Raw genomic sequence first — 21,634 nt, forward strand, 5'->3', positions numbered from 1 at the left:
GCGAATAGGCCGGTACTGGCTGACTTCAATGGTCGGCTATACGGTCATCCTGGGAAAGAATAGCCCTGGCCAGCTCTTCATCATTGGCCTGCAGCCCCGGATGATCCTTGCGGACCTGTTCCAGCGCCGACTCTACATAGGCGCCACGGATTGCACCGCCGCTTGCTACGAAGGCAGAAAGCTCGTCACGGGCCGGGATGATCCGTTTGTCGTCCTTGAAGGTCGAATACAGCGAAGCGGAAACACCGGCTGAGGTGGCGACGTCGCCCGCATCGACGCGGGCCAGGGCAGCACCAGCAGGCAGCAGGAGCAGCAGCGCAGGGGCGAGGAGTAGGTGGCGCATGTCGAGTTCTCCAATAGCGTGAAGCACAGGGAAATAAACCACTCAGTGTTTAAGAGGGCCGGGGGGGCGGGTAGTTCCCTTAGCTGGCTGGAGATTGTCGGGGCCGCCGCGCGGGCCCCGAGGCAGGGTCAGGCCAACTGGTAGGTGGTCTTCCCCCGGGTAAAGAACACGAAGGCGCCATCGACGTAGCTGCTTTTGGTGGCAAGGGTCATGCAGTGCGAGTCCTTTTCTCAGAAACCTGGCGGGCGACGAAGTCGCTGATGTTGTCCACGGCGCTGTCCATCAGCTGCTGCATGGCGTCTTCACTGCTCCAGGCGATATGCGGGTTGAGCAGGAAGTCGTCGCGGTCGATCAGTTCGAACAGCGGGTTGCTCGGGTGCAGCGGCTCCACTTCCACCACATCCAGCGCCACGCCGCCCAGGCGGCCTTGCTGCAGCGCCCGGATCAGCGCCGTTTCGTTGACCACGCCGCCGCGGCCGGTGTTGACCACAATGGCATCGGGCTTCATCAACGCCAGTTGGTCGACATCGATCAGGTTGTAGGTTTCTGGTGTGAGCGGGCAGTTGATCGACAGTACATCGCAGCTTTTCAGCAGCTCGGCCAGTGGCCGGCAATCGGTGCCCTTGCGCTTGCCGCCGCGGTCCTCGAACAGCACCTGCATGCCGAATGCCCGCGCCAGGTGCGCCAGGCGCAGGGCAATCGGGCCGCTGCCGATGATCGCCAACTGCTTGTCGCGCACATCGCGGATGCGGTGGTTGAAGTAGATATTCTGGTACGGCTTGTCGCCGGCATGCACCTGGCGCATCAGGCGGGTGAAGGCGGCCGGGCGGCGGAACAGCTCAAGGATCATCGCCAGGCTGTGCTCGGCCACGGTGTTGGCGGCATAGCCCGGTACGCTCGATACTTCGATGCCGTTGGCTTCGCAATAATCGACATCCACGATGTCACGGCCGGTCAGGGCCAGCGAGATCATCTTCAGCCTGGGCAACTGGCGCAGATGCTCTTCGCGCAGCGGCACGCTGCAGGTCAGCGCCACGGTCGCGTCTTTGAGGTGCTCCGGAACCTGGTCGGGGTGGGTGTAGGCGTACTGCTGCCAGCTGTGATCGCAGTCGGGGCGCTTGAGGCGGGTGGAAGGCGCCAGCCCTTCGTCGTCAAGGAAGACGATATGTTCGCTCACGGTCTTGTCCTTATTTTTTCTGCGCGGGCACGTAACCGGCGGGCGCCATGCCCACAAGCTGACGGGTGACGAAGCCGGCATCCTGGTCGTGGTCTTCCAGCGATTCCTTGCGCACCAGTGCATCGCGAACCAGATGCGCGCCAAAGAAGCGCAACGGCTCTGGCGGCAGCAGCTTCATCTTCTGGTTGACCAGGCCACAGTTGGCCCACTCGTCGTTGGCATGGGTGGCCAGCGACTTGATGATGCGGCTGGCAAACACCGTGGTGGCCACGCCGTTGCCGGAAAAACCGATGCCGTAGCTGACGGTCTGGTGATGGTCGAGGTAGCCAAAGTTGGGCAGGCCCTTCATGGCCCGGTCGATTGGCCCGGTCCAACTGCTGACCACCGGTACATCCTGCAACTGCGGGTACAGGCGGCGCAGTTCGGCAGCGACTTTGTCGGCGGCCGGCGAGGGTTTTTCATACAGGTTGGCAATGCGCCCGGCATAGGCGAACTGGCCCAGCGGCTTGCCGAACACCACGCGACCGTCCGGGGTGTTGCGCCAGTAGTTGAGCACGGTGCGCGAATCGGTCATGCATTCGCCGCCGCTGAAACCGATGGCGTCGAGCTTGGCCTTGACCGGCGCGGTGGCGACCATGTCGCTGGACATGATCGCGATCATCCGGCGCAGCTCGGGGAATTGCGCGCCCCAGGCGTTGAGCGCCAGCACCACGTGGTTGGCTTTTACATGGCCTTTGGCGGTGTGCACCACAGGGTGCTTGCCGCGCTGCAGGTGAGTGAACGGCGATTTCTCGAAAATCTGCACGCCCAGCTTCAATGCCACGCGGCGCAGGCCGCGGGCCAGCGTGGCGGGCTGCACAGTGGCCGCGTTTGGGTCGAAGATGCCGCCCAGCACCAGTGGCGAGCCGACGCGGCCGCGAATGGTCTGGCGGTCCAGTTCCTGGAACGGGTTGACGTCGAGTTTCTGCAGGCCGTCGGTGAGTACGCGCCACGAGTTCATCTGCCGCTGGTTGGTGGCCGTCCACAGCCAGCCGTCCTTGCGGTACTGGGCGTCGATGCCCTGCTCCTGGCAGAAGCTGCCGATCTCGTCGATGGCCGACTCGGCGGCTTCGCAGATACGCCGTGCTTCGACATCACCGCAGATAGTGCGCACCGACAGGTACTTGCCCCACCAGTTGGTGGCCACGCCACCGTTGCGCCCGCTGGCCCCCGAGCCGCAGCGGTCGCGCTCGACGATGACGATGGTTTTTTCCGGGTGCGCCTGTTTCAGGCGGATGGCCGACCACAGGCCAAGGAAGCCACCGCCGACGATGCACACGTCGGCTTGAATCGAGTCCTGCAGGGCAGGGGCCAGGTCGTTGTCCAGGTCCAGCGCCTGGGCATACCAGAATCCACGGTACATGAGGGGTGCCTCTGAGCATGTTTGTCTTGTGCCTACATGATGCTCAGCCGGGGCTGGGGGCTGATATTACAGCCATGACAATTGATAGAACGGCGCCGCCTTTTGTCACGGATTTCCTATTTGTGGGGATGCATATGATATGACGGACGCAGGGCGCGCTTTAGAATGGCGCCATTACCGATGTAACGAGGCCAGCGTCCATGTTTGCCGAACAACAAGAACAACCGGTACACGCCCCCGTCATCACTGCGCAGGTCAAGCCCGAACTACGGGTAGGCTTCGTGCTGATGAACCACTTCACCCTGGTGCCGGTGGCGGGGTTGGTGGACTCGCTGCGCTTTGCTGCGGACAAGTCATTCCGCAGCCAGCAGGTGTTGTGCCAGTGGGACTGGATGACGCTGGACGACCAGCCGATCACCGCCAGTTGCGGCATGCCCATTTCGCCGACCAAGCCGCTTAACCTGTTTGCCCAGTACGACTATGTGGTGCTGGCCGGTGGCCTGCTGGACGAAACCCGCAATCCGCCGGCCTGGCTGCTGGATGCGCTGCGTGAGGTGCATGCGGCGAATATCCCGATCATCGCCCTGTGCTCGGGGTCGTTCGTGCTGGGCAAAGCCGGGCTGCTCGATGGCCGGCGTTGTGCGTTGCATTTCACCTTGCGCGACGAGTTCAAGGAGCGTTTTCCACTGGCCACGGCGGTGATCGACAAGAGCTACGTGGACGACCGCGGGATCATCACCTGCCCGGGCGGCACGGCCATTGACCTGGCGGCCAACCTGATCCGCCGGCATTGCGGCGCAGTGCGGGCGCAGAAGGGGCTGGAATACCTGCTGGTGGACGAGCGCGCTGAAGAACGGGACAAGGCGTCCAGCGAATGCGTGTACCAGAACGACCGCGTGCAGCGGGCGATCAGCTTCATGCGCGCCAACCTGGATGCCTCGATGACGCTCAAGGCCGTGGCCGAAGCAGTGGGCACCCACCCTCGGCAGTTGCACCGCGAATTTGTGGCCAATACCCAGGAGCCACCGGCCAACTACTGGCGCAAGCTGCGGCTGGATCATGCTAGGCGGTTGCTGGTGAACACCAGCCAGAACATCACCACCATTGCTTTGGCCTGCGGGTTTTCCGATGCGTCGCACTTTATCCTGTGGTTTCGCAAGCAGTATGGCGAGACGCCGTATAGCTTCCGCAAGCGCAGGCACGAAGTGGAGCGGTTTGACTGGCATGGCGACAAGGTGGGGTTGGACCCGGAGCTCTAACACGTTATCCCGCTCCTACAGGGACCGTGTGGGTGTCAGGGCTGGCCGAAGGCCTACATCTCCATCCGGCTGGTCCGTTTGCCGGGGCTGATAGGTTCGATCATCCATTTGTGCCTTAGAACAGCACGTAAGTCTTGCGCAGGGTTTCGCGAATGTCCCAGACACCCTCGCAGTTCTCCGGGAACAGCACTGCGTCGCCGGCGCGCAGCTCTACCGGCTCGCCACCGTCGGGGGTGAAGGTGCACCAGCCGCTGACAATGTGGCTGAACTCTCGGTTTTTCAGGTGCCGGCGGAACACACCCGGGCTGCTTTCCCATACGCCGATGCTGGCGCCGACGGCTTCGTCGGTCTGGTCCTGTGCGGTGGCAGCCTGGGCGGCGGGTTCACCGATCGGCAGGCGGGTCGGGGCAGGGGCACCCAGCGTCGCGAGGGGGGCATTGCGCACGACAGTCAGTACTTGGCTCATGAATAGGCTCCTTCAGGCTTTACGAACAACGGGTTTGGCAGCGGAGGTGGTGCGAGTGTGGCTACCAAGCGTGGCGGCTTGCTGCAGGTCGAGCTTGCTGGTCTCGGGGGCCAGCCACCAGGAAATCAGGGCGCCGAACAGCGAGATCAGGGCGGCGGCGAACATGGTGTTGGCAATGCCGTAGGAGGCCAGGGATATCGGCACCAGGTACGTGCCCACGGCGGCGCCGATGCGTGACAACGAAGTGGCCAGGCCCACCGCCGACGCACGGATTTCGGTCGGGAACAACTCGTTGGGGTAGACGTATTCAAGCACCTGGGCGCCGCCGATCAGTACGGCATAGGCGCCGAACAGCACCAGTACGGTTGTTGGCGAGGCATCCGGGAACACCCCCAGCAGCGCCAGCGACATGCCCGACCAGAGGAAGCTGTGGATCAGCATGTTGCGCCGGCCCAGGCGGTTGATCAGCTTGGTGGCCAGCAGGCAGCCAAGGGTGAACAGCAAGGTGATGGCGATGGAGCCAAAGGCCGCCCAGTCACCGGTCAGTTGCAGTGCCTGCAGCACTTTGGGGGCGAACGAGTAGATGGCGAATAGCGGCACGATCGCGCAGGTCCAGAACAGGGTGACAAAGGCCATGCGCTTGCCGTAACCGGAGTGGAACAGCGACCACACCGACACCGGTTTGTCGCTGGTCTGCTCTGGCAGGTCAGCAATGGAGTAGTCCGGGCCGTAGACTTTCTTGATCACGGCGTCGGCTTCGGCGGTTCGGCCTTTGCTCAGCAGCCAGCGAGGCGATTCTGGTGTGCCACTGCGGGCAACCAGGAACAGCGCGCCCGGTATCAGGGCGCTGGCCAATACATAGCGCCAACCGTCTTCACCGCCCACGCGCAGCAGCAGTTCGCCGACCATGTAGGCCACGGCGGCACCGGCAAACCACATCAGTACCATGGCCGCCAGCAACGGCCCACGCTGCTTGCGTGGCAGGAACTCGGCCAGCAACGACGTGGCGATCGGGTAGTCGGCACCGACCGCGATACCGATCAGCAACCGCCAGGCGAACAGGGCCCAGGCCGACTCGACCCAGAACTGCGCCACCGAGAAACCGACGATGGCGACCAGGTCGACCAGGTACAGGACCTTGCGCCCGTACTTGTCGGTGAACCAGCCACCGAGAAAACCACCCAGGAAGACACCGATCAATGCTGACGCGGCGATCAGCCCTTCCCACAGGGCCGACAGCTGCAAGGCATTGGTGATTTGCAGCATGGCGACGCCGATGATGCTCAGTACGTAGCCATCGAGAAAAGGCCCGCCAGCGGAATAGACCGTCAGTTTGCGGTGGAACCCGTTGAGCGGCGCATCTTCTACGGAGCGTTTGGAAACGGACATACGGCTTACCTCTTGTTGTTATGTGGTGCACTAACGTGGCGGCACTATGGCACCGGCTTGCGTGGGCGCCCTATAACGGCTCGGACGAGTCATGGGATGGGATGACCGTGGGTGGTGCGGACGGTGGAAGTGGTGCGCAGACGCGGCTGAGGCGTTGAGGAGGATACGACGCGGGTGTATCGGCAGCTGTAGCCGCAGGCGAGGCCGACGATGCTGTCGTCGGCCCTATGACGTTTATTGCCCGGCCAGCCCTGACCGCGTCAGCAACCCGTCCAGTACCACCTCGCATGCCGCCCCCCAGGTGGCGCTTACCGGCTGATGCATCAGCACCGCGAGGCCATCGGCAGTAAAGGTGCCCGGCGTGGCAATGGCCTGGCCCAAGGCCTTGAGCGTGTACGCCGGCTGCTGCCCGGCACTGGTCACGCAGTCTTGCAGGTTGCCCAGCACCAGCGCACGCGCTTCGGCTGCGGGCAGGCCTTTGTCCATCAGCCACTGCTGCAGGTCGTGCAGCAGGAAGTAGAACCAGCCATTCATGCACGCCGCCACGGTGGCCAGTTCGAATTCCGGCTCGCCGTGCAGCACCACCAGTTTGCCCAGTGGCCCCAGATACTGTGTGGTGAGCGTATCGGGCGGACACACTACTACCGTGGACTGGTTGTACTGCGCCGCATACGACAGCATCGCACGCACACAGAGGGCACCAGGGAACGCGGTGGACAGTTGCGCAAGGTTGACCCCGGCGGCGAGGGAGACCAGGCGCTGGCCGGGGCGCAGGTGTACGTCCTCTGCCAGTTGGGCGAGCGAATGCGGGCGCACGCCAAGGATCACCAGTTCTGCCTGCTCGACCACTGCCTGGTTGCTTGCCAGCACCTGGCAGCCATGCTCCTGGGCCAGCAGGGCTGCCCGTTGCGCATTGCGCGGTGACAACAGGATGGGGCCTTCGAAACCGCTGCGACGCAGGCCGATGACTACTTTTTCGGTGAGTTCGCCCACCCCGAGAATGCCAAGGCTATGCATGGTGCCTCCTGGTCAGCTTTCCAGGCCGGCGCGGCGCTGGCCCCAGTGCAGGTTGAGGTTGACGCCCGCGCTCAGCAGCGGCTCCGGCGGGTTGCGGTTAGGGCCTGCGGAGCCCAGCAGGAAGTCGACCAGCTCGTCGCGTTCGCCGCTCAGCCAGTCAGCCAGCAGGGTGCCGGTAGCCGTGCCACGGGTGATGCCAAGGCCGTTGCAGCACAGCGCCGCATGCACGTTGGGGGCGAGGGTACCGAAGTGCGACAGGTGGTTGCGCGACAGGCACATCGAGCCACCCCAGGTGTATTCGAACGCCATGCCCGACAGCATCGGGAAGCGCCGCTCGAACGAATCGCGGTGCTGGCGCCCGGCACGGGCGATGTGGCGTGGGTTGGCGCGGCCGTCGGCATTGAAGCTGAAGCTGTTGCGCACCAGCAGGCGCTGGTCCGGGGTGCGCCGCAGGGTGCTGCCGAACGGGTCTGCCGGGATGATGCCCCAGGTGTTCTTGCCGCCCAGGCGGGCTTGTTCGTCCTCTGTCAGCGGGCGGGTCATGCTGGCGTAAGTGAAGATCGGCAGCAGGCGGCCAGGCAGGAAGCCGAAGTACGAGGCGAAGGCATTGTTGGTCAGCAACAGCTGGTCGGCAACGATCTCACCGTTGGCGTGCTTGAGGGTGATGCGCCGGCCGTGCTCGATGTGGGTGATGGTGGTGCGTTCGTGCAGGGTCACGTTGCCCGGCAGGCTGTCGGCCAGGCCTTTGGCCAGGGCCGCGGGTTGCAGCAACTGGGTGCCCGGGGTGTACAGCGCCTTGCGGTAGAAGCTGGTGCCGAAGTGCTCGGGCAGGTCGCGGGCATCAATCAGCTGGTAAGGCTGGCCGAGTTTTTCCAGGCCGCTGCGGTAGGCTTCGAGCACCGCCAGCCCTTTGTCTTCGACGGCCGCCTGGTACTTGCCGTCCGGGCGGATCTGGCAGTCGATGCCGTGCTGGTTGATCAGCCCGCGCAAGATCGCCTGCGCGCGCAGGTTGAGCTTGAGGTTCATCCGCGCCGTGGGCAGGTCGCCGATGTAGTCGGCGGCGCCGATATCGTGGGGCAGGTCGATGGCAAAGCCGGAGTTGCGCCCCGAGGCGCCGAAGCCGACTTCCTGGGCGTCGACCAGGATCACTTCGTCGTCAGGGTGATGCAGGGCCAGTTGGCGCGCAGCGGCAAGCCCGGTGAAACCCGCGCCAAGCACCACCCAGCGCGCCTCGCTCCGCCCCCGGTGCGCAACGCGTGGCTGGCGCGGCGGGCTGAGGTGGAACCAGCCGCAACCGTTGTCGTCTGCGGGGGTAGAGGTGCTTCTGTACATGGTTTTTATCCGTGGTGTTTTCTCCACTATGGCATTGGCGGCTGGGCGGGGACTATGACGGGAGGGACGGGGAATGGGATGTTTTGGCTCAGGGCATTGACCGTTTCGGGCCGGGCGTGATTTGCTCGGCCTACATGATCATTCAAAGGAAATTGAAGGTCCCACCATGCCCGACTACAAGCTGCATTGCTTCGCCGAATCCGGCAACGCCTACAAGGCTGCGCTGATGCTTGAACTCACGGGCCAGGACTGGCAGCCGGTGTTTGTCGACTTCTTCCATGGCCAGACCCGGGAGCAAACCTGGCGTGACGAGGTGAACGAGCAAGGCGAGGTGCCGGTGTTGGAGCACGCGGGCAAAACCTTCACCCAGTCTGCGCTGATCCTGGAATACCTTGCCGAACAGACCGGCCAGTTCGGCCCTCGTGACGATGACGAAAAGCGCGAGATCTGGCGCTGGATGCTGTTCGACAACCACAAGTTCACCAGCTATTACGCCGCGCTGCGCTTTCTGTTCTGCCTGAAGAACACCGGCGAAACGGACGTGACCCGGTTTCTTCGTGAGCGTGCCACGGCGGCTTATCGCATTGTCGACGCGCACCTGGCGAAGACGCCGTTCATGGTTGGCGGCCGGCTGACCATCGCCGACCTGTCGCTGGCGGGGTATGTATTCATGCCGGAAGACACCGGTATTCCATTGGCGGAGTTCGCCCATATCGAGGCGTGGAAGGCGCGGATCCAGGCGCTGCCAGGTTGGAAGCACCCTTATGAGCTGATGCCGCGCACGGCATCCTGACCCCTTCGCGGGCACGCCCGCTCCCACAGGTACAGCATGGTCTTGCAGCCGGCGCAATACCTGTGGGAGCGGGCACGCCCGCGAAAGGCCCAACCCGGTACATGGCACCGGCTTCGCCGGTGTTCGCGGCTGAAGCCGCTCCCACAGGTACTGCATAAGCTTCAAGCTTGCGCTGTCCCTGTGGGAGCGGCTTTAGCCGCGAAGAGGCCGGCTCAGGCATTACAGGTCTCAGATCGACAACCGCACTACCCGGTTGTCCAGCACCTGCTGTTCCTGCCCGCGCCGCTTGTTCACCACCAGCTCGCCAATGGCAATCAGCCGCGTGCGCGTGATGTTGCGTGACAACCCCAGCAGCTGCGCGGTATGCACCTGGTTGTAGTGGCAGAACCGATAGGCCGAGCGCAGCAGGGCGTTTTCCACTTTTTCGTACAGGTCACCCGCCTGCTCCTCGTACAACCGGCTGAACGCCCGCTGCAGCAGGTCCTCCACACCATTGCCTGCCGGCTCCTCTTCTTGCCGTTCGATGCGCAGGTTGGACAAACGCAGGTCTTGTGCGCGCACAGTGCCATCGCCGCAGGTCAGCAAGCTGTGGTGAATCACGTTTTCCAATTCGCGAATATTGCCCGGCCAACTGTACTCCACCAACTTGGCCTGGGCCTCGGGGCTCAGTTCCACGGGGCCGTAGCCCAGCCGGTCGCTGTAGCTGCGGATGAAGTGCCGGGCCAGCGGCAGGATGTCACCCGGGCGGTCGCGCAGCGGGTGCAACTGCAACGTCACCACGTTCAGCCGGTAGTAAAGGTCCTCACGGAAATGCCCGGCGTTGATGGCCTTTTCCAGCTGCACGTTGGTTGCGGCCAGTACCCGCACGTTGATCGGGATGCTCTTGCGCGACCCGAGCCGCACCACCTCGCGCTCCTGCAGCACGCGCAGTAGCTTGACCTGGATTGGCAGCGGCAGGTCGCCGATTTCGTCGAGGAACAGCGTGCCGCCGTTGGCCTCCTCGAACCAGCCGGCCTTGGCCGCCAGGGCGCCAGTGAAGGCGCCTTTTTCATGGCCGAACAGTTCGGCTTCTACCAGCGATTCGGAGAATGCCCCGCAGTTGACCGCAACGAACGGCCCGTTGCGCCGGCCGCTGAGGTTGTGGATGTGGCGCGCGACCAGCTCCTTGCCCGTGCCGGTTTCGCCAATGATCAGGACGCTGGCCTCGCTGGGGGCGACCTGTTGCAAGTGGGCGAGCAGCGCCTGCGACCTGGGGTCTTCGAAGACCTGTGCGGTCGCCCTGATCGAGGTAGCCAGTGTCGGTGACGGGGGGAGGGTCAGCAGTTGCATGGGCAGTCCTCAGGAGTAGAAGGATGGGGCAGGGCGTTTGTCGTTGAGGGCCCACTCGCCGAGTTCGTGGATGCGGTAGTCCACCGGGTCGTGCAGGGTTTGCGTGCGCAGGTTGCGCCAGTGCCGATCGAAGCGCAGCGAGGCATGGGTGGCACGCGCACCGGTGACTTCGAACAGGCGGTTGCAGATGTCCAGGCCGTGGCGGCTGGCGGCGACCTTGGCGGTACCGATGGCCAGTGCCAGGTCGCCGCGCTCTTCAGCCGTAAGGGCATGTGCCTTGGCCCAGGCGGCGTCCAGCTGGCGCGCGGCCCGTTCGATCAGCAGGCGTACGCTTTCCAGGCTGACCCAGAACTCGCCGTAATGGCGCAGCACGTAAGGGTCTTCGGCACTGCTGGTGGCGCTGGAGCGGAACCACGGCCGGCTTTCCTTCAGCGTGTACTGGCGGGCTTCGTCGAAGGCGCCTTCGGCAATGCCGAGGAACAGGTTGGCGAAGTGCAGCTGGGCAATCAGCGGCCGCAGGGCGGCGAACGGGGTGCTCAGGGGGCCCGGGTCGAGCAGCAGTTCATTGTGCTCGACCCGCACCCGCTCGAACGTGGCGCTGCCACTGTCGGTCTGGCGCTGGCCGATGTTGTTCCAGTCGCGGTGCAGGCTGATGCCGGTGCGGCCGCTGGGAATGGCGGCGATCAGCAGTTTGCCGCCGGCACGTTCGTCCACCGCCGAGGCGATGAGCATTTCCGAATCGCTGGCCCCGGAGCAGAAGCTTTTCTTGCCAGAGAACTCGCACCAGCCGTCAAAGTGCTTGACCACGGTGCGCGTGTCCAGCGGGTTAAGGGCATTGCCCCAGAACCACTGTTTGCGGGCGGTCTGTTCAAACCACGGCTGCCATTGGTCCGGGCGCGAGAACAGGCGCACGGTGGCCAGCATCAGGTGGTGAAAGCCGAACACGTGGGCAATGGAGCTGTCGACCCGGGCGAACTCGCGCACCACCGCGAAGGTGTCGTGCCAGTTGGCCCCCTGGCCGCCGAAGGCCTGCGGGATCACCAGCGACAGCAGGCCGCTGTCACGCAAGGCATCGCGCTCGGCTTTCGGCGTGCCGCCACGCTCGTCGCGCTCGACGGCGGTCTGGGCAAACTGCCCGGCCAGTTCGCGGGCGATGGCCAAGGCAGGGCGCAGGGGGGTATTTACAGGTGCATTCATGGCCGCTCCTCAGGCGCTTTTACGCAGTGCGTGGTGGGCGCCGAACAGCGGTACGGCGCGCTCGGCGGCCAGGCGGATACGGGCGGCGAGGGCATCGCTGGAGACCCGGTAGTCGGCCAGCTCTGCCTGGCTGGCGAACACACCGATGGGCAGGGTCAAGGCCTGCAGGAAGCTGAACAGCGGGCGCAGCTGGTGGTCGAGTACCAGTGCATGGCGTTCACTGCCACCGGTGGCGGCAAGCAGTACCGGGGTATCGACCAGGGCGTCCTGGCCGATCAGGTCGAACAAGTGCTTGAAGTGGCCGGTGAAGCTGCCACGGTATACGGGGGTGGTTACCACCAGCAGGTCGGCCTTTTCCACCAGGCGAAGTTGCTGTTCGACGGTTTCGGGCAGCTCGCTGCGCCACAAGGCGCTACCCAGTGGGCGGGCGATGTCGCCCAGTTCGATCAGGTGCGGCTTGATGTGCAGGTGTTCGGCCAGTTCGGCGAGGATCGCCTCGGTCAAGGCCAGGGTGCGCGAAGGGCGGGAAGTGCCGCCGGACAAGGCTACGACGTTCAGTGGGGTGCTCATGGGCAGGTCTCCGGTTCTGGTTGAGCGGGACTTTGCTTGAGCAATCGTCGTGCCTGGTTCTAATGTTGTTTGGGATCAACGGGTTAGCGCAAGTTCGTGTCTGCGCGGGTGTTGCCGTGCGGGCGTTTTCTGTTGATCGGGTGTTGCGCTGCAGACAGTTGGCCGGGTGTTGGCTGCTGTACAGTTGGGAAGGTTATAAAGGATTACTCTTTTCAAAAAAAAGAATAAGAATTTATATTCTTATACGATTATTTTATTTTTGGCGCCTGTCTGGCCTTACGCAGGACGGGTAGGCGCGGCCTTGCGTCGCGATGGGGCGCGAAGCGGCCCCGGCAATCTCAAGTGTGCGGCACGCCCCGGGCAGGCACCCCGCCCGCATACTCCGGCTTCAGATGCCCTTGCTCATCCAGCAGGTAAGCATCCATCACCTCGCGCACCACCGGCCCCGCCACCCGGCCCCCAGCCTCACCGTTCTCGATCATCACCGCCACCACCACACTCGGGTGGTCGGCCGGTGCAAAGCCGACAAACAGGGCGTTGTCGCGGTGGCGCTCCAGGGTCTTGTTGCGGTTGTAACGTTCACCCTGCTTGATTGCCACCACCTGCGCGGTACCACTCTTGCCGGCGATCCGGTACTGCGCGCCTGCCGCAGCGGCGCGGGCAATACCGCGCGGGTCGTGCATGACCATCTGCATGCCCTGGCTGACCTGGTCCCAGGCATGCTTGTCGTGCAGCACGATGTCGGGCATCGGGTTGGGGTCCACCGGCGCATCGCCACCCACGGTCATGGCCAGGTGCGGGCGATGCCACACGCCCTTGCTCGCCAGCAGGCTGGTGGCCTGGGCCAGCTGCAGCGGGGTGACCTGCATGTAGCCTTGGCCAATGCCCAGGATCAGCGTCTCGCCCGGGAACCATGCCTGGCGCCGGGTGGCACGCTTCCACTGGGCCGACGGCATCAGCCCGGAGGCCTCCTCGAACATGTCCAGCGACACCTTCTGACCCAGGCCGAATTCGGCCATGTAGTCATGCAGGCGATCGATGCCCAGCTTGTGCGCCAGGTCGTAGAAGTAGGTGTCGTTGGAGCGCATGATGGCGGTGTACATGTCTACCCAGCCATCGCCGCTGCGGTTCCAGTTACGGTACTTGTGGTCGTAGTTGGGCAACTGGTAGTAGCCCGGGTCGAACACCCGGCTGCCCGGCGTGATCACGCCGCTGTCGAGGCCGGCGATGGCCACTTCCGGTTTCACCGTCGAGCCAGGGGCATACAGGCCGCGCAGCACGCGGTTGAACAGCGGGCGGTCGATGGAATCGCGCAGTTCGGCATACTGCTTGAAGCTGATGCCCTTGACGAACAGGTTGGGGTCGAAGCTGGGGTTGCTGACCATTGCCAGCACGTCGCCGTTGGCCGGGTCCAGTACCACCACCGAGCCACGGCGGTCGCCCAGCGCCTTTTCTGCGGCCACCTGCAAGTGGGCGTCCAGGGTCAGCACGATGTCTTGCCCCGGGGTCGGGGCCTTGTGGTTGAGCACGCGCATCACCCGGCCCTGGGCGTTGGTCTCGACCTCCTCATAGCCCACATGGCCGTGCAGCTGGCTTTCGTAGAAGTGTTCGATACCGGTCTTGCCGATTGACTGGGTGCCACGGTACTCGGTGCTGTCGAGGACCTTGGCCTCTTTCTCGTTGATGCGCCCCACATAACCCACCGAGTGGGCGAAATGCCCGGCCAGGGGGTATTCGCGGATGAACTGCGGCTCTACCTCCAGGCCCGGCAGGCGGAACTGGTTCACCGCCACCAGGGCGATCTGCTCTTCGCTCAGGCCCACCATCAGGGTCACCGGCTCGAACGGCTTGCGGCCACGGCGCAGGTCTTTGTCGAACTGCTTACGGTCGTCTTCGGTCAGGCCTAGCACCTGGGTGAGGGTGTCGAGCACCTTGGCGGAGTCGCCGCCGGCCCGCTCGCGGGTCATGGTCAGGTCGAAGCTGGGTTTGTTGTCGGCCAGCACCACGCCGTTGCGGTCGTAGATCAGCCCGCGTTCGGGGGCGATGGGCAGTACGTGCACGCGGTTGTTTTCCGACACGGCGGTCTGCTGGTCGTGCTGCAGCACCTGCAATACATATAGCCGCCCCACCAGCACGGCGACCAGGCTGAAGACCAGGATGGCGCAGGCCAGGAGCCGGCGATTGACCAGGTGCTTTTCCTTTTCGTGGTCCTTGAGGGGGATGGGTTGTGGCATCAGTAGCTCTTTTTTGCAGGTATCGCGGTGGCTGTGCGGGCGCGCGATCGGGCCGGGGATGCTACGCAACACCTATCGTGGCCTCAAGGCGAGTGGCGGCTGGCGCTGGGTGGATAACGGCTGTTCGCCCCGCAATCAGGGCGCTGGCGGGGAACATGAAGATTTGTTCATGGCAGCTAAGTCCTTAAGGGCAAGGTATGGTTTCTTGGTGTTTCATGGATCCATAAATCTGTAGTGTTCGATAAACGAACGAAAATTGGATTAGATGTTAAATCATCAAGCCGTTGATAAATAAGCTTAAAATGTACTGATTATCAATTTTCAACCTTCGCCATGAGTAATTTTCTCGGAGTGATCGAATGCGGCCTGTTGTTTGTGGATCCATTATCTGGTTGATTAGCGCCTGACAACGGCGGGAGCCCTCCTGCCGTATGCAATAACAATTACAAAAAGGGTTCAGTCATGAATGGCTATCCAGCGGCCCGGAACTGTCAGGGTTCCCCCCGTCTTGCCTGCGCGTGCGCATCTGTCCTCCCGCCTGTGGCCAACCGGCAGGTGACCCCATGAATACCGATCTCAAGCAACGCCTGGACAACGACCCGATGGGCCGCTTCCAGTACCTGGCCATTGGTATTTGCATCGTCCTCAACATGATCGATGGCTTTGACGTACTGGTCATGGCCTTCACTGCCTCGTCGGTGTCCGCCGAGTGGAACCTGAACGGCGCGCAGGTGGGGCTGCTGCTCAGCGCCGGCCTGTTTGGCATGGCGGCCGGTTCGTTGTTCATCGCGCCGTGGGCCGACCGCTTTGGTCGTCGCCCGCTGATCCTGCTGTGCCTGACGCTGTCCGGCATCGGCATGCTGCTCTCGGCAATGAGCCAGAGCCCGTTGCAACTGGCGCTGCTGCGTGGCCTGACCGGGCTGGGCATCGGTGGCATCCTGGCCAGCAGCAACGTGATTGCCAGTGAGTACGCCAGCAAACGCTGGCGCGGCCTGGCGGTGAGCCTGCAGTCAACCGGTTATGCCCTGGGCGCGACGTTGGGCGGTTTGCTGGCGGTATGGCTGCTGGGGCATTGGGGTTGGCGCTCGGTGTTCCTGTTTGGCGGCATTGTCACCGTGCTGGTGATCCCGCTGGTGCTGTTGTGGCTGCCAGAGTCGCTGGACTTTCTGCTGGCGCGTCGCCCGGCAAATGCCCTGGCACGGGTCAACCGCCTGGCCGTGCGCCTTGGTCAGCCGGCGCTGGCACACCTGCCAACACCCGCAGCAAGGGAGCCGGGCGCCGCCCGCGGCTTCCGGCAACTGCTGGCGCCGGCCATGCGCCGCACCACGCTGGTTATCTGGTTACTGTTCTTCCTGGTCATGTTCGGCTTCTACTTCGTCATGAGCTGGACGCCGAAACTGCTGGTGGCCGCTGGCTTGTCGGCACAGCAGGGCATCACCGGCGGGGTGCTGTTGAGTGTTGGCGGCATCCTCGGCGCGGCGCTGATCGGTGGCCTGGCTTCGCGCTGGCCACTCACCCGCGTGCTGGCGCTGTTCATGTTGATCACCGCGGCGCTGCTGGTGCTGTTCGTGGTCAATGGCGCGTCGGTCAGTGCCGCCTTGGCGCTGGGGTTGCTGATCGGGCTGTTCTCCAACGGCTGCGTGGCCGGCCTGTATGCCCTGTCGCCGGTGGTCTATGACGCCTCGGTGCGCGCTACCGGCGTGGGCTGGGGCATCGGCATCGGCCGCATGGGCGCAATCCTGTCGCCAACCGTGGCAGGCGTGTTGCTCGATGGCGGCTGGCAACCGCTGCACCTGTACGGGGTGTTTGCCAGCGTCTTCGTGCTTGCAGCGGCTTGCCTGCTGTTGCTGCGCCCAATGACCAAGCCGACGTCCGCCCAGCCCGCTGATGCACTGAGTCACTGAGCGCAACCCGGTCCGGCCGGGTATCTGAATGCAGTGTGCTGCCCTGGGCCAAGTTGGCCTGGGGCGGTCGGCTGCGCCTATTGAAAGCGGAGAACAATAATAATGATGCACACAACTTGCACGCTGGCCCGATCGGCCTTGGCGGTTTCGCTGGCGCTTGGCCTGGGTATGCCGGCTTGGGCCGAGGAGGGGGGCTTCTTTGAAGACGCCAAGGCCGGGCTGACTCTGCGCAACTATTACTTCAACCGAGATTTTCGCGACCCGGGGGCGGCCAAGAGCAAGGTTGAGGAGTGGGCCCAGGGCTTCATCTTCAAGTTCAGTTCTGGCTACACCCCGGGGTTGATCGGTGTTGGCCTGGACGGCATCGCCATGTTCGGCGTGAAGCTGGACAGCGGCCGCGGTACCAGCGGCTCCGAACTGCTGCCGGTGCACGATGACGGGCGTGCAGCCGACGACTACGGCAGGGCCGGGCTGGCGGCCAAGCTGCGTATTTCATCAACCGAGCTGAAGGTGGGTGAGCTGTTACCGGATATTCCGCTGCTGCGCTACGACGATGGCCGCCTGCTGCCGCAGACCTTCCGTGGCGCCATGCTCGACTCTCGGGAAATCGAGGGCCTGAGCCTGCAAGCCGGTCAGTACCGCGAGGTAAGCTTGCGCAACTCTTCCGACATGCAGGACCTTTCTGCCTGGGCCGCGCCCGGGGTCACCTCGGACGGCTTCAACTACGCCGGCGCCGAGTACCGCTTCAACCAGCAGCGCACCCTGATCGGCGCGTGGCATTCGCAGCTGGAGGACATCTACCAGCAAAGCTACTTCAACCTGCTGCACAGCCAGCGAGTGGGCGAGTGGACGCTGGGGGCCAACCTGGGTTACTTCATCGACCGGGATGACGGCCAGGCGCGCATCGGCGATATCCAGAGCCGCACGGGCTACGCCTTGCTCTCAGCTTCGCACAGTGGCCACACACTGTACCTGGGGTTGCAGAAAGTCAGTGGCGACAGCCAGTGGATGTCGGTGTACGGCAGTAGCGGGCGAACCTTGGGCAACGACATGTTCAACGGCAACTTCAGCAACGCCGACGAGCGCTCGTGGCAAGTGCGCTACGACTACAACTTTGCCGCGCTGGGTGTGCCGGGGCTATTGGCCATGGTGCGTTACGGGCATGGCGAAAATGCCACCACGGCGGCGGGCAGCAATGGCAAGGAGTGGGAGCGTGATACCGAGGTGAACTACACGTTCCAGAGCGGAGCCTTGAAGAACCTCAACATCCGCCTGAACAACGCCACAAACCGGCGCAGCTTCAACAGCGATTTTGACCAGACGCGACTGATCGTCAGCTACCCGCTGACGCTGTAAGCAGCACTATGCCCGGTGAGCACGGGCCTTGCAGGAACGGCCTTGTGCCGCGAAGGCTTCGAGGCAGACCCGGCAATTGGTGCATGTGTGCTGAAACCCGGGGGCTGCTTTGCAGCCCATCGCGACACAAGGCCGCTCCTACAGGTTTCGCGCAGGCTTCAGGTTTATGCGGTACCTGTCGGGGCAACTGTCTTGCACAACACCTGAAAGCTAGCGCGATCACTGTGGGAGCGGCTTTAGCCGCGAACACCGGCGGAAGCCGGTGCCATGCACAGCGTTGGATTCTTCGCGGGCACACCCGTTTCCACAGGTACGGTGCAGGCTTCAGGTTTATGCGGTACCTGTCGGGGCAACTGTCTTGCAAAACATCTGAACGCGAGCGCGATTACTGTGGGAGCGGGCATGCCCGCGAACACCGGCAAAGCCGGTGCCATTCATCGCGCTGGATTCTTCGCGGGCACGCCCGCTCCCACAGGTACCGCGTAGGCTTCAGGTTTATGCAGTACCTGTCGGGGCAACTGTCTTGCAAAACATCTGAACGCGAGCGCGATTACTGTGGGAGCGGGCATGCCCGCGAACACCGGCAAAGCCGGTGCCATTCATCGCGCTGGATTCTTCGCGGGTAAACCCGCTCCTACAGGTACCGCGCAGGCTGCAGGTTTATGCAGTAGCTGTGGGGACAACTGTCTTGCATAACACCTAAGCGCTAGCGCGATCACTGTGGGAGCGGCTTTAGCCGCGAACACCGGCGAAGCCGGTGCCAGGCACCGCGTTGCCTGCTTCGCGGGTGAACCCGCACACATCTTTCTCAAGCCTTGTGGGGTGCACTCCGAACAGGCCTGCAGCATCCCCTCGGCTTGCGCTAAGATGCCCGCTCATGTCCCTGGAAGTAGCCTGGATGAGCAAACCCGGTCAAATGGTGCTGGTCGCGTTGCGCAAGATGATCGCCTCGGGCGAGCTGGCGGCCGGCGAGCGCTTGATGGAAGTCCCCACTGCCGAGCTGTTCGGCGTCTCACGCATGCCGGTGCGCATGGCGTTTCGTACCCTCGAGCAGGAAGGCCTGCTGGTGCGTTTTGGCGGCCGGGGGTTTCAGGTGCGCTCGGTCAGCGCCGATGATATCGCTGGCGCGGTCGAGGTACGTGGCGTACTGGAGGGGTTGGCCGCTCGCCAAGCCGCAGAGCGTGGCTTGTCAGCGTCAGCCCGCGCGGCGCTGCAACAATGCCTGGTCGATGGCGATCAGCTATTCGACAAGGGCTTCGTGACCGAAGACGACCTGCAGGCCTACCACGACCTGAACATGCGCTTTCACCAGGTGATCATCGAAGCCAGCCACAACCCGGCCATCGCCGATGCCCTGGCACGCAACGACCACCTGCCGTTCGCCTCGGTCACCGCACTGGCCGTGGACCGCCATGACCTGGCCCGCGAGTACCGGCGCTTCAACTTCGCCCATATGCAGCACCACGCGGTGTTCGACGCCCTGACCAACCGTCAGGGTGCTCGCGCCGAAGCCATCATGCGCGAGCACGCCAATGCCACCTTGCGCTACGCCGAAACCTTTGGTGGGGCAACGGCGGACGCGAGCATGAAAGTCATCCTGCCTTCGTCGTGAGCCGGTTCAGATATCCAGCACCAGCAGCGGCGACTTCGAGCGCGAGCAGCAGGGCGTGAACTGATCGTTCAGCGCCTGCTCCTCTTCGGTGAGGAACATGTCACGGTGATCCGGCGTGCCCTGCAGCACACGGGTCAGGCAGGTGCCGCAAATACCCTGCTCGCACGACATGGCAATTTCGATACCATGCTGTTCCAGCACCTGCACCACGGTCTGATCGGCTGGCACCTCGAATACTTGCCCCGTGCTGCCCACCTGCACCGAGAAACTGCCATCGTTGCTGGCATCCACTGGCGCCGCGGCAAAGTACTCGCGGTGCAGGTTGGCCTCTTGCCAGCCCAGCCCCTTGGCGCTGTCCAGCACATGCTGCATGAACCCGCCGGGCCCGCAAACATACAGGTGCACATCCTCTTGCGGGTTGCCCAGCACCCGGGCGATATCCAGTGCGGTTTCCGGCTGCTCGTCAAAGTGCACGAACAGGCGGTCAGCGAACGGCGCGTTGCGAATGCGCTCGACAAAGGCCGCACGCTCGCTGGAGCGGGCACAGTAGTGCAGCTCGAAATCATGGCCGCTGTGGGACAACTGCTCGGCCATGCACAGGATCGGGGTAATGCCGATGCCACCGGCAAACAGCAGGCTGCGCTGCGCGCCCTCGGCCAGCGGGAACAAGTTGCGCGGCGCGCTTATGCGCAGCCGTGCGCCGGCCTGCACCTGCTCATGCAGGCTGCGTGAGCCGCCCCGCGAAGCCGGGTCGTTGAGCACGCCAATCAGGTAGCGGTGGCGCTCTTCGGGGTGATTGCACAGCGAATACTGGCGCACCAGCCCATCGGGCAAGTGCACGTCGATATGCGCACCAGCGCTGAACGCCGGCAGCAGGCTGCCATCCGCCGTCGCCAGCTCGAAGCTGCAAATACCTTGCGCTTCATCGTTACGGGACACCACTACGGCATCGATCATGTCGGCTGTTCCTCAGGCAGGGGTGGCGCTGGTAGCGATCAGTTGCGGTTGCGGCGCACGCTCTTTGGCGATGATCCGCTCCAGCACCTTGCGCGACTGCACGCCGCCAGCATCGATGTTCAGCTTCAGCAGATTGCGCTCGGGGTAGGCCAGCAGGTTCTGTTGCTGGCGTTCGAGCATCTCCAGGTCTTCACTGAAAATCTTGCCCTGGCCCTCACGAATGTTGTCGGTCAGGGCCTGGTCGTGCGCGGCGAAGTTGCGCGCCATGCCCCAGAAGTACCAGATCGAGGTGTCGGTTTCCGGGGTGATGAAATCCACCACGATGCTCGACGCCTTGTGCTGGGCCTCGGCGTGGTAGCCACCCTTGCCGGCATGGGCTACGCCCACTTCGATCAGCACATGGCTGGGCGGAGTGAAGCGGCAGATCTGCCAGCGATCCACCGGCACGTCGTCGGCCAGGCCGTTGCCACGCAGGGCCATGCGCCAGAAGGGCGGGGCCATGATGTTTTCCATGTGCCGGGCGGTGACCACCTCGTCGCCGGTGACGGTGGTGACTGGCGGCGCCTCGTCGATTTCCTTCTGGCCGATGCTGGAGGCATGCACGTAGGTTTCGTGGGTGAGGTCCATCAGGTTGTCGATCATCAGCCGGTAGTCACAACCAATGTGGAACAGCCCGCCGCCGTACGCCCACTCATCATTCACCGCCCATTCCAGATGCGGGATCAGCGCCGGGTCGGCCTGCGCCTGGTCGCCGGGCCATACCCAAATGAAGCCATAACGCTCGACAGCCGCAAAGGTCTTGTTGCAGGGAAAGCCACGCACCCGCTGGCCCGGCATCGAGACGGTCTTGCCGTCGCAACCCATGACCAGGCCGTGGTAGCCACACACCAGGTTGCCATCCTCGACATAGCCCAACGACAACGGCGCGCCACGGTGAGGGCAGAAGTCCTCGACGGCGGCGACTTTGTTCTCTTGGGCGCGGTAGAACACGATCTTCTCGCCGCAGATCTGCCGGCCAAGGGGCTTGGTGGCTATCTCGTCGGGGGTGCACGCGACGTACCAGGTGTTTTTGGGGTACATGGGAGGCTCTCCAGGGTTTTGTTTTTATTTAATGGATCCATTAGAGCCATGATGAAGACTTGCGGTCAATATCATCTGCCGGTTTATGGTGGGTTCTGTGCGATTATCGGACTTATATGGATCCATTAACTTCATGGCGTAAGAGACAACCGTAGGAGGGGGCGGGGGTGGATGGCTGCGTACCACTGCGGCTCGGACCTGCTATTACTAAGCAGAC

General features: G+C 63.6%; 18 protein-coding genes. 5 read left to right on the forward strand and 13 right to left on the reverse strand.

Features of this window, described 5'->3' with window-relative positions:
* Positions 1 to 25: 25 nt before the first annotated feature.
* The 3 genes from N805_RS04800 to N805_RS04810 form a co-directional block, all read right to left on the reverse strand.
* Positions 26 to 343, reverse strand: a complete 318-nt coding sequence (locus N805_RS04800) for a DUF2388 domain-containing protein (RefSeq protein WP_028613195.1) — start codon at positions 341 to 343, stop codon at positions 26 to 28.
* Positions 344 to 551: 208 nt separating this feature from the next.
* On the reverse strand, positions 552 to 1,520 hold the full coding sequence (locus N805_RS04805) for an NAD(P)-dependent oxidoreductase (protein WP_033741936.1): 969 nt from the start codon (positions 1,518 to 1,520) through the stop codon (positions 552 to 554).
* Between the two features lie 10 nt (positions 1,521 to 1,530).
* Entirely contained in the window at positions 1,531 to 2,922 is a 1,392-nt protein-coding gene (locus tag N805_RS04810; protein WP_028613194.1) for an NAD(P)/FAD-dependent oxidoreductase, read from the reverse strand.
* A gap of 200 nt (positions 2,923 to 3,122) precedes the next feature.
* Here N805_RS04810 and N805_RS04815 point away from each other — a divergent pair, with 200 nt between their 5' ends.
* Positions 3,123 to 4,181, forward strand: a complete 1,059-nt coding sequence (locus N805_RS04815) for a GlxA family transcriptional regulator (RefSeq protein WP_028613193.1) — start codon at positions 3,123 to 3,125, stop codon at positions 4,179 to 4,181.
* Between the two features lie 115 nt (positions 4,182 to 4,296).
* Here the strand turns inward: N805_RS04815 and N805_RS04820 are convergent, their stop codons facing one another.
* The 4 genes from N805_RS04820 to N805_RS04835 form a co-directional block, all read right to left on the reverse strand.
* Positions 4,297 to 4,647, reverse strand: coding sequence for a cupin domain-containing protein (locus N805_RS04820; protein WP_028613192.1), 351 nt, complete (start codon positions 4,645 to 4,647; stop codon positions 4,297 to 4,299).
* 12 nt (positions 4,648 to 4,659) lie between these two features.
* Positions 4,660 to 6,036, reverse strand: a complete 1,377-nt coding sequence (locus N805_RS04825; RefSeq protein WP_028613191.1) for an MFS transporter — start codon at positions 6,034 to 6,036, stop codon at positions 4,660 to 4,662.
* Positions 6,037 to 6,270: 234 nt separating this feature from the next.
* Positions 6,271 to 7,053 carry an NAD(P)-binding domain-containing protein gene (locus N805_RS04830; RefSeq protein WP_028613190.1) on the reverse strand — a complete coding sequence of 261 codons (783 nt, stop codon included), beginning with the start codon at positions 7,051 to 7,053 and terminating at the stop codon, positions 6,271 to 6,273.
* A gap of 12 nt (positions 7,054 to 7,065) precedes the next feature.
* The gene (locus N805_RS04835; protein ID WP_028613189.1) at positions 7,066 to 8,385 is read right to left on the reverse strand and encodes an NAD(P)/FAD-dependent oxidoreductase; all 1,320 of its coding nucleotides are present in this window, start codon (positions 8,383 to 8,385) and stop codon (positions 7,066 to 7,068) included.
* A 166-nt stretch (positions 8,386 to 8,551) separates the two neighbouring features.
* Here N805_RS04835 and N805_RS04840 point away from each other — a divergent pair, with 166 nt between their 5' ends.
* The gene (locus N805_RS04840; RefSeq protein ID WP_028613188.1) at positions 8,552 to 9,178 is read left to right on the forward strand and encodes a glutathione S-transferase family protein; all 627 of its coding nucleotides are present in this window, start codon (positions 8,552 to 8,554) and stop codon (positions 9,176 to 9,178) included.
* Positions 9,179 to 9,406: 228 nt separating this feature from the next.
* On the opposite strand, the gene sfnR is transcribed toward N805_RS04840, so the two are convergent.
* The 4 genes from sfnR to mrdA form a co-directional block, all read right to left on the reverse strand.
* Entirely contained in the window at positions 9,407 to 10,507 is a 1,101-nt protein-coding gene (gene sfnR, locus N805_RS04845; protein WP_028613187.1) for a sigma54-dependent transcriptional activator SfnR, read from the reverse strand.
* Positions 10,508 to 10,516: 9 nt separating this feature from the next.
* A complete protein-coding gene (locus N805_RS04850) occupies positions 10,517 to 11,704 on the reverse strand; it encodes an acyl-CoA dehydrogenase family protein (protein WP_028613186.1) in 1,188 nt (395 codons plus the stop codon).
* 9 nt (positions 11,705 to 11,713) lie between these two features.
* Entirely contained in the window at positions 11,714 to 12,274 is a 561-nt protein-coding gene (msuE, locus tag N805_RS04855; protein WP_016487602.1) for an FMN reductase, read from the reverse strand.
* A 338-nt stretch (positions 12,275 to 12,612) separates the two neighbouring features.
* A complete protein-coding gene (gene mrdA / locus N805_RS04860) occupies positions 12,613 to 14,508 on the reverse strand; it encodes a penicillin-binding protein 2 (RefSeq protein ID WP_028613185.1) in 1,896 nt (631 codons plus the stop codon).
* A gap of 563 nt (positions 14,509 to 15,071) precedes the next feature.
* Between mrdA and N805_RS04865 the strand changes: the two genes are divergently transcribed.
* The 3 genes from N805_RS04865 to N805_RS04875 all read left to right on the forward strand — a co-directional run bounded on the left by N805_RS04865 (position 15,072) and on the right by N805_RS04875 (position 19,380).
* Positions 15,072 to 16,412, forward strand: coding sequence for an MFS transporter (locus N805_RS04865; protein ID WP_028613184.1), 1,341 nt, complete (start codon positions 15,072 to 15,074; stop codon positions 16,410 to 16,412).
* 102 nt (positions 16,413 to 16,514) lie between these two features.
* Positions 16,515 to 17,768, forward strand: a complete 1,254-nt coding sequence (locus N805_RS04870) for an OprD family porin (protein ID WP_028613183.1) — start codon at positions 16,515 to 16,517, stop codon at positions 17,766 to 17,768.
* A gap of 898 nt (positions 17,769 to 18,666) precedes the next feature.
* Entirely contained in the window at positions 18,667 to 19,380 is a 714-nt protein-coding gene (locus tag N805_RS04875) for a GntR family transcriptional regulator (RefSeq protein WP_028613182.1), read from the forward strand.
* A 6-nt stretch (positions 19,381 to 19,386) separates the two neighbouring features.
* On the opposite strand, the gene N805_RS04880 is transcribed toward N805_RS04875, so the two are convergent.
* Positions 19,387 to 20,337, reverse strand: a complete 951-nt coding sequence (locus N805_RS04880; protein WP_028613181.1) for a PDR/VanB family oxidoreductase — start codon at positions 20,335 to 20,337, stop codon at positions 19,387 to 19,389.
* 12 nt (positions 20,338 to 20,349) lie between these two features.
* Complete coding sequence (locus N805_RS04885; protein ID WP_028613180.1) at positions 20,350 to 21,417, reverse strand: aromatic ring-hydroxylating oxygenase subunit alpha; 1,068 nt, start codon at positions 21,415 to 21,417, stop codon at positions 20,350 to 20,352.
* Between the last annotated feature and the right edge of the window lie 217 nt (positions 21,418 to 21,634).

The organism is Pseudomonas putida S13.1.2 (assembly GCF_000498395.2).
Taxonomy (GTDB): domain Bacteria; phylum Pseudomonadota; class Gammaproteobacteria; order Pseudomonadales; family Pseudomonadaceae; genus Aquipseudomonas; species Aquipseudomonas putida_Q.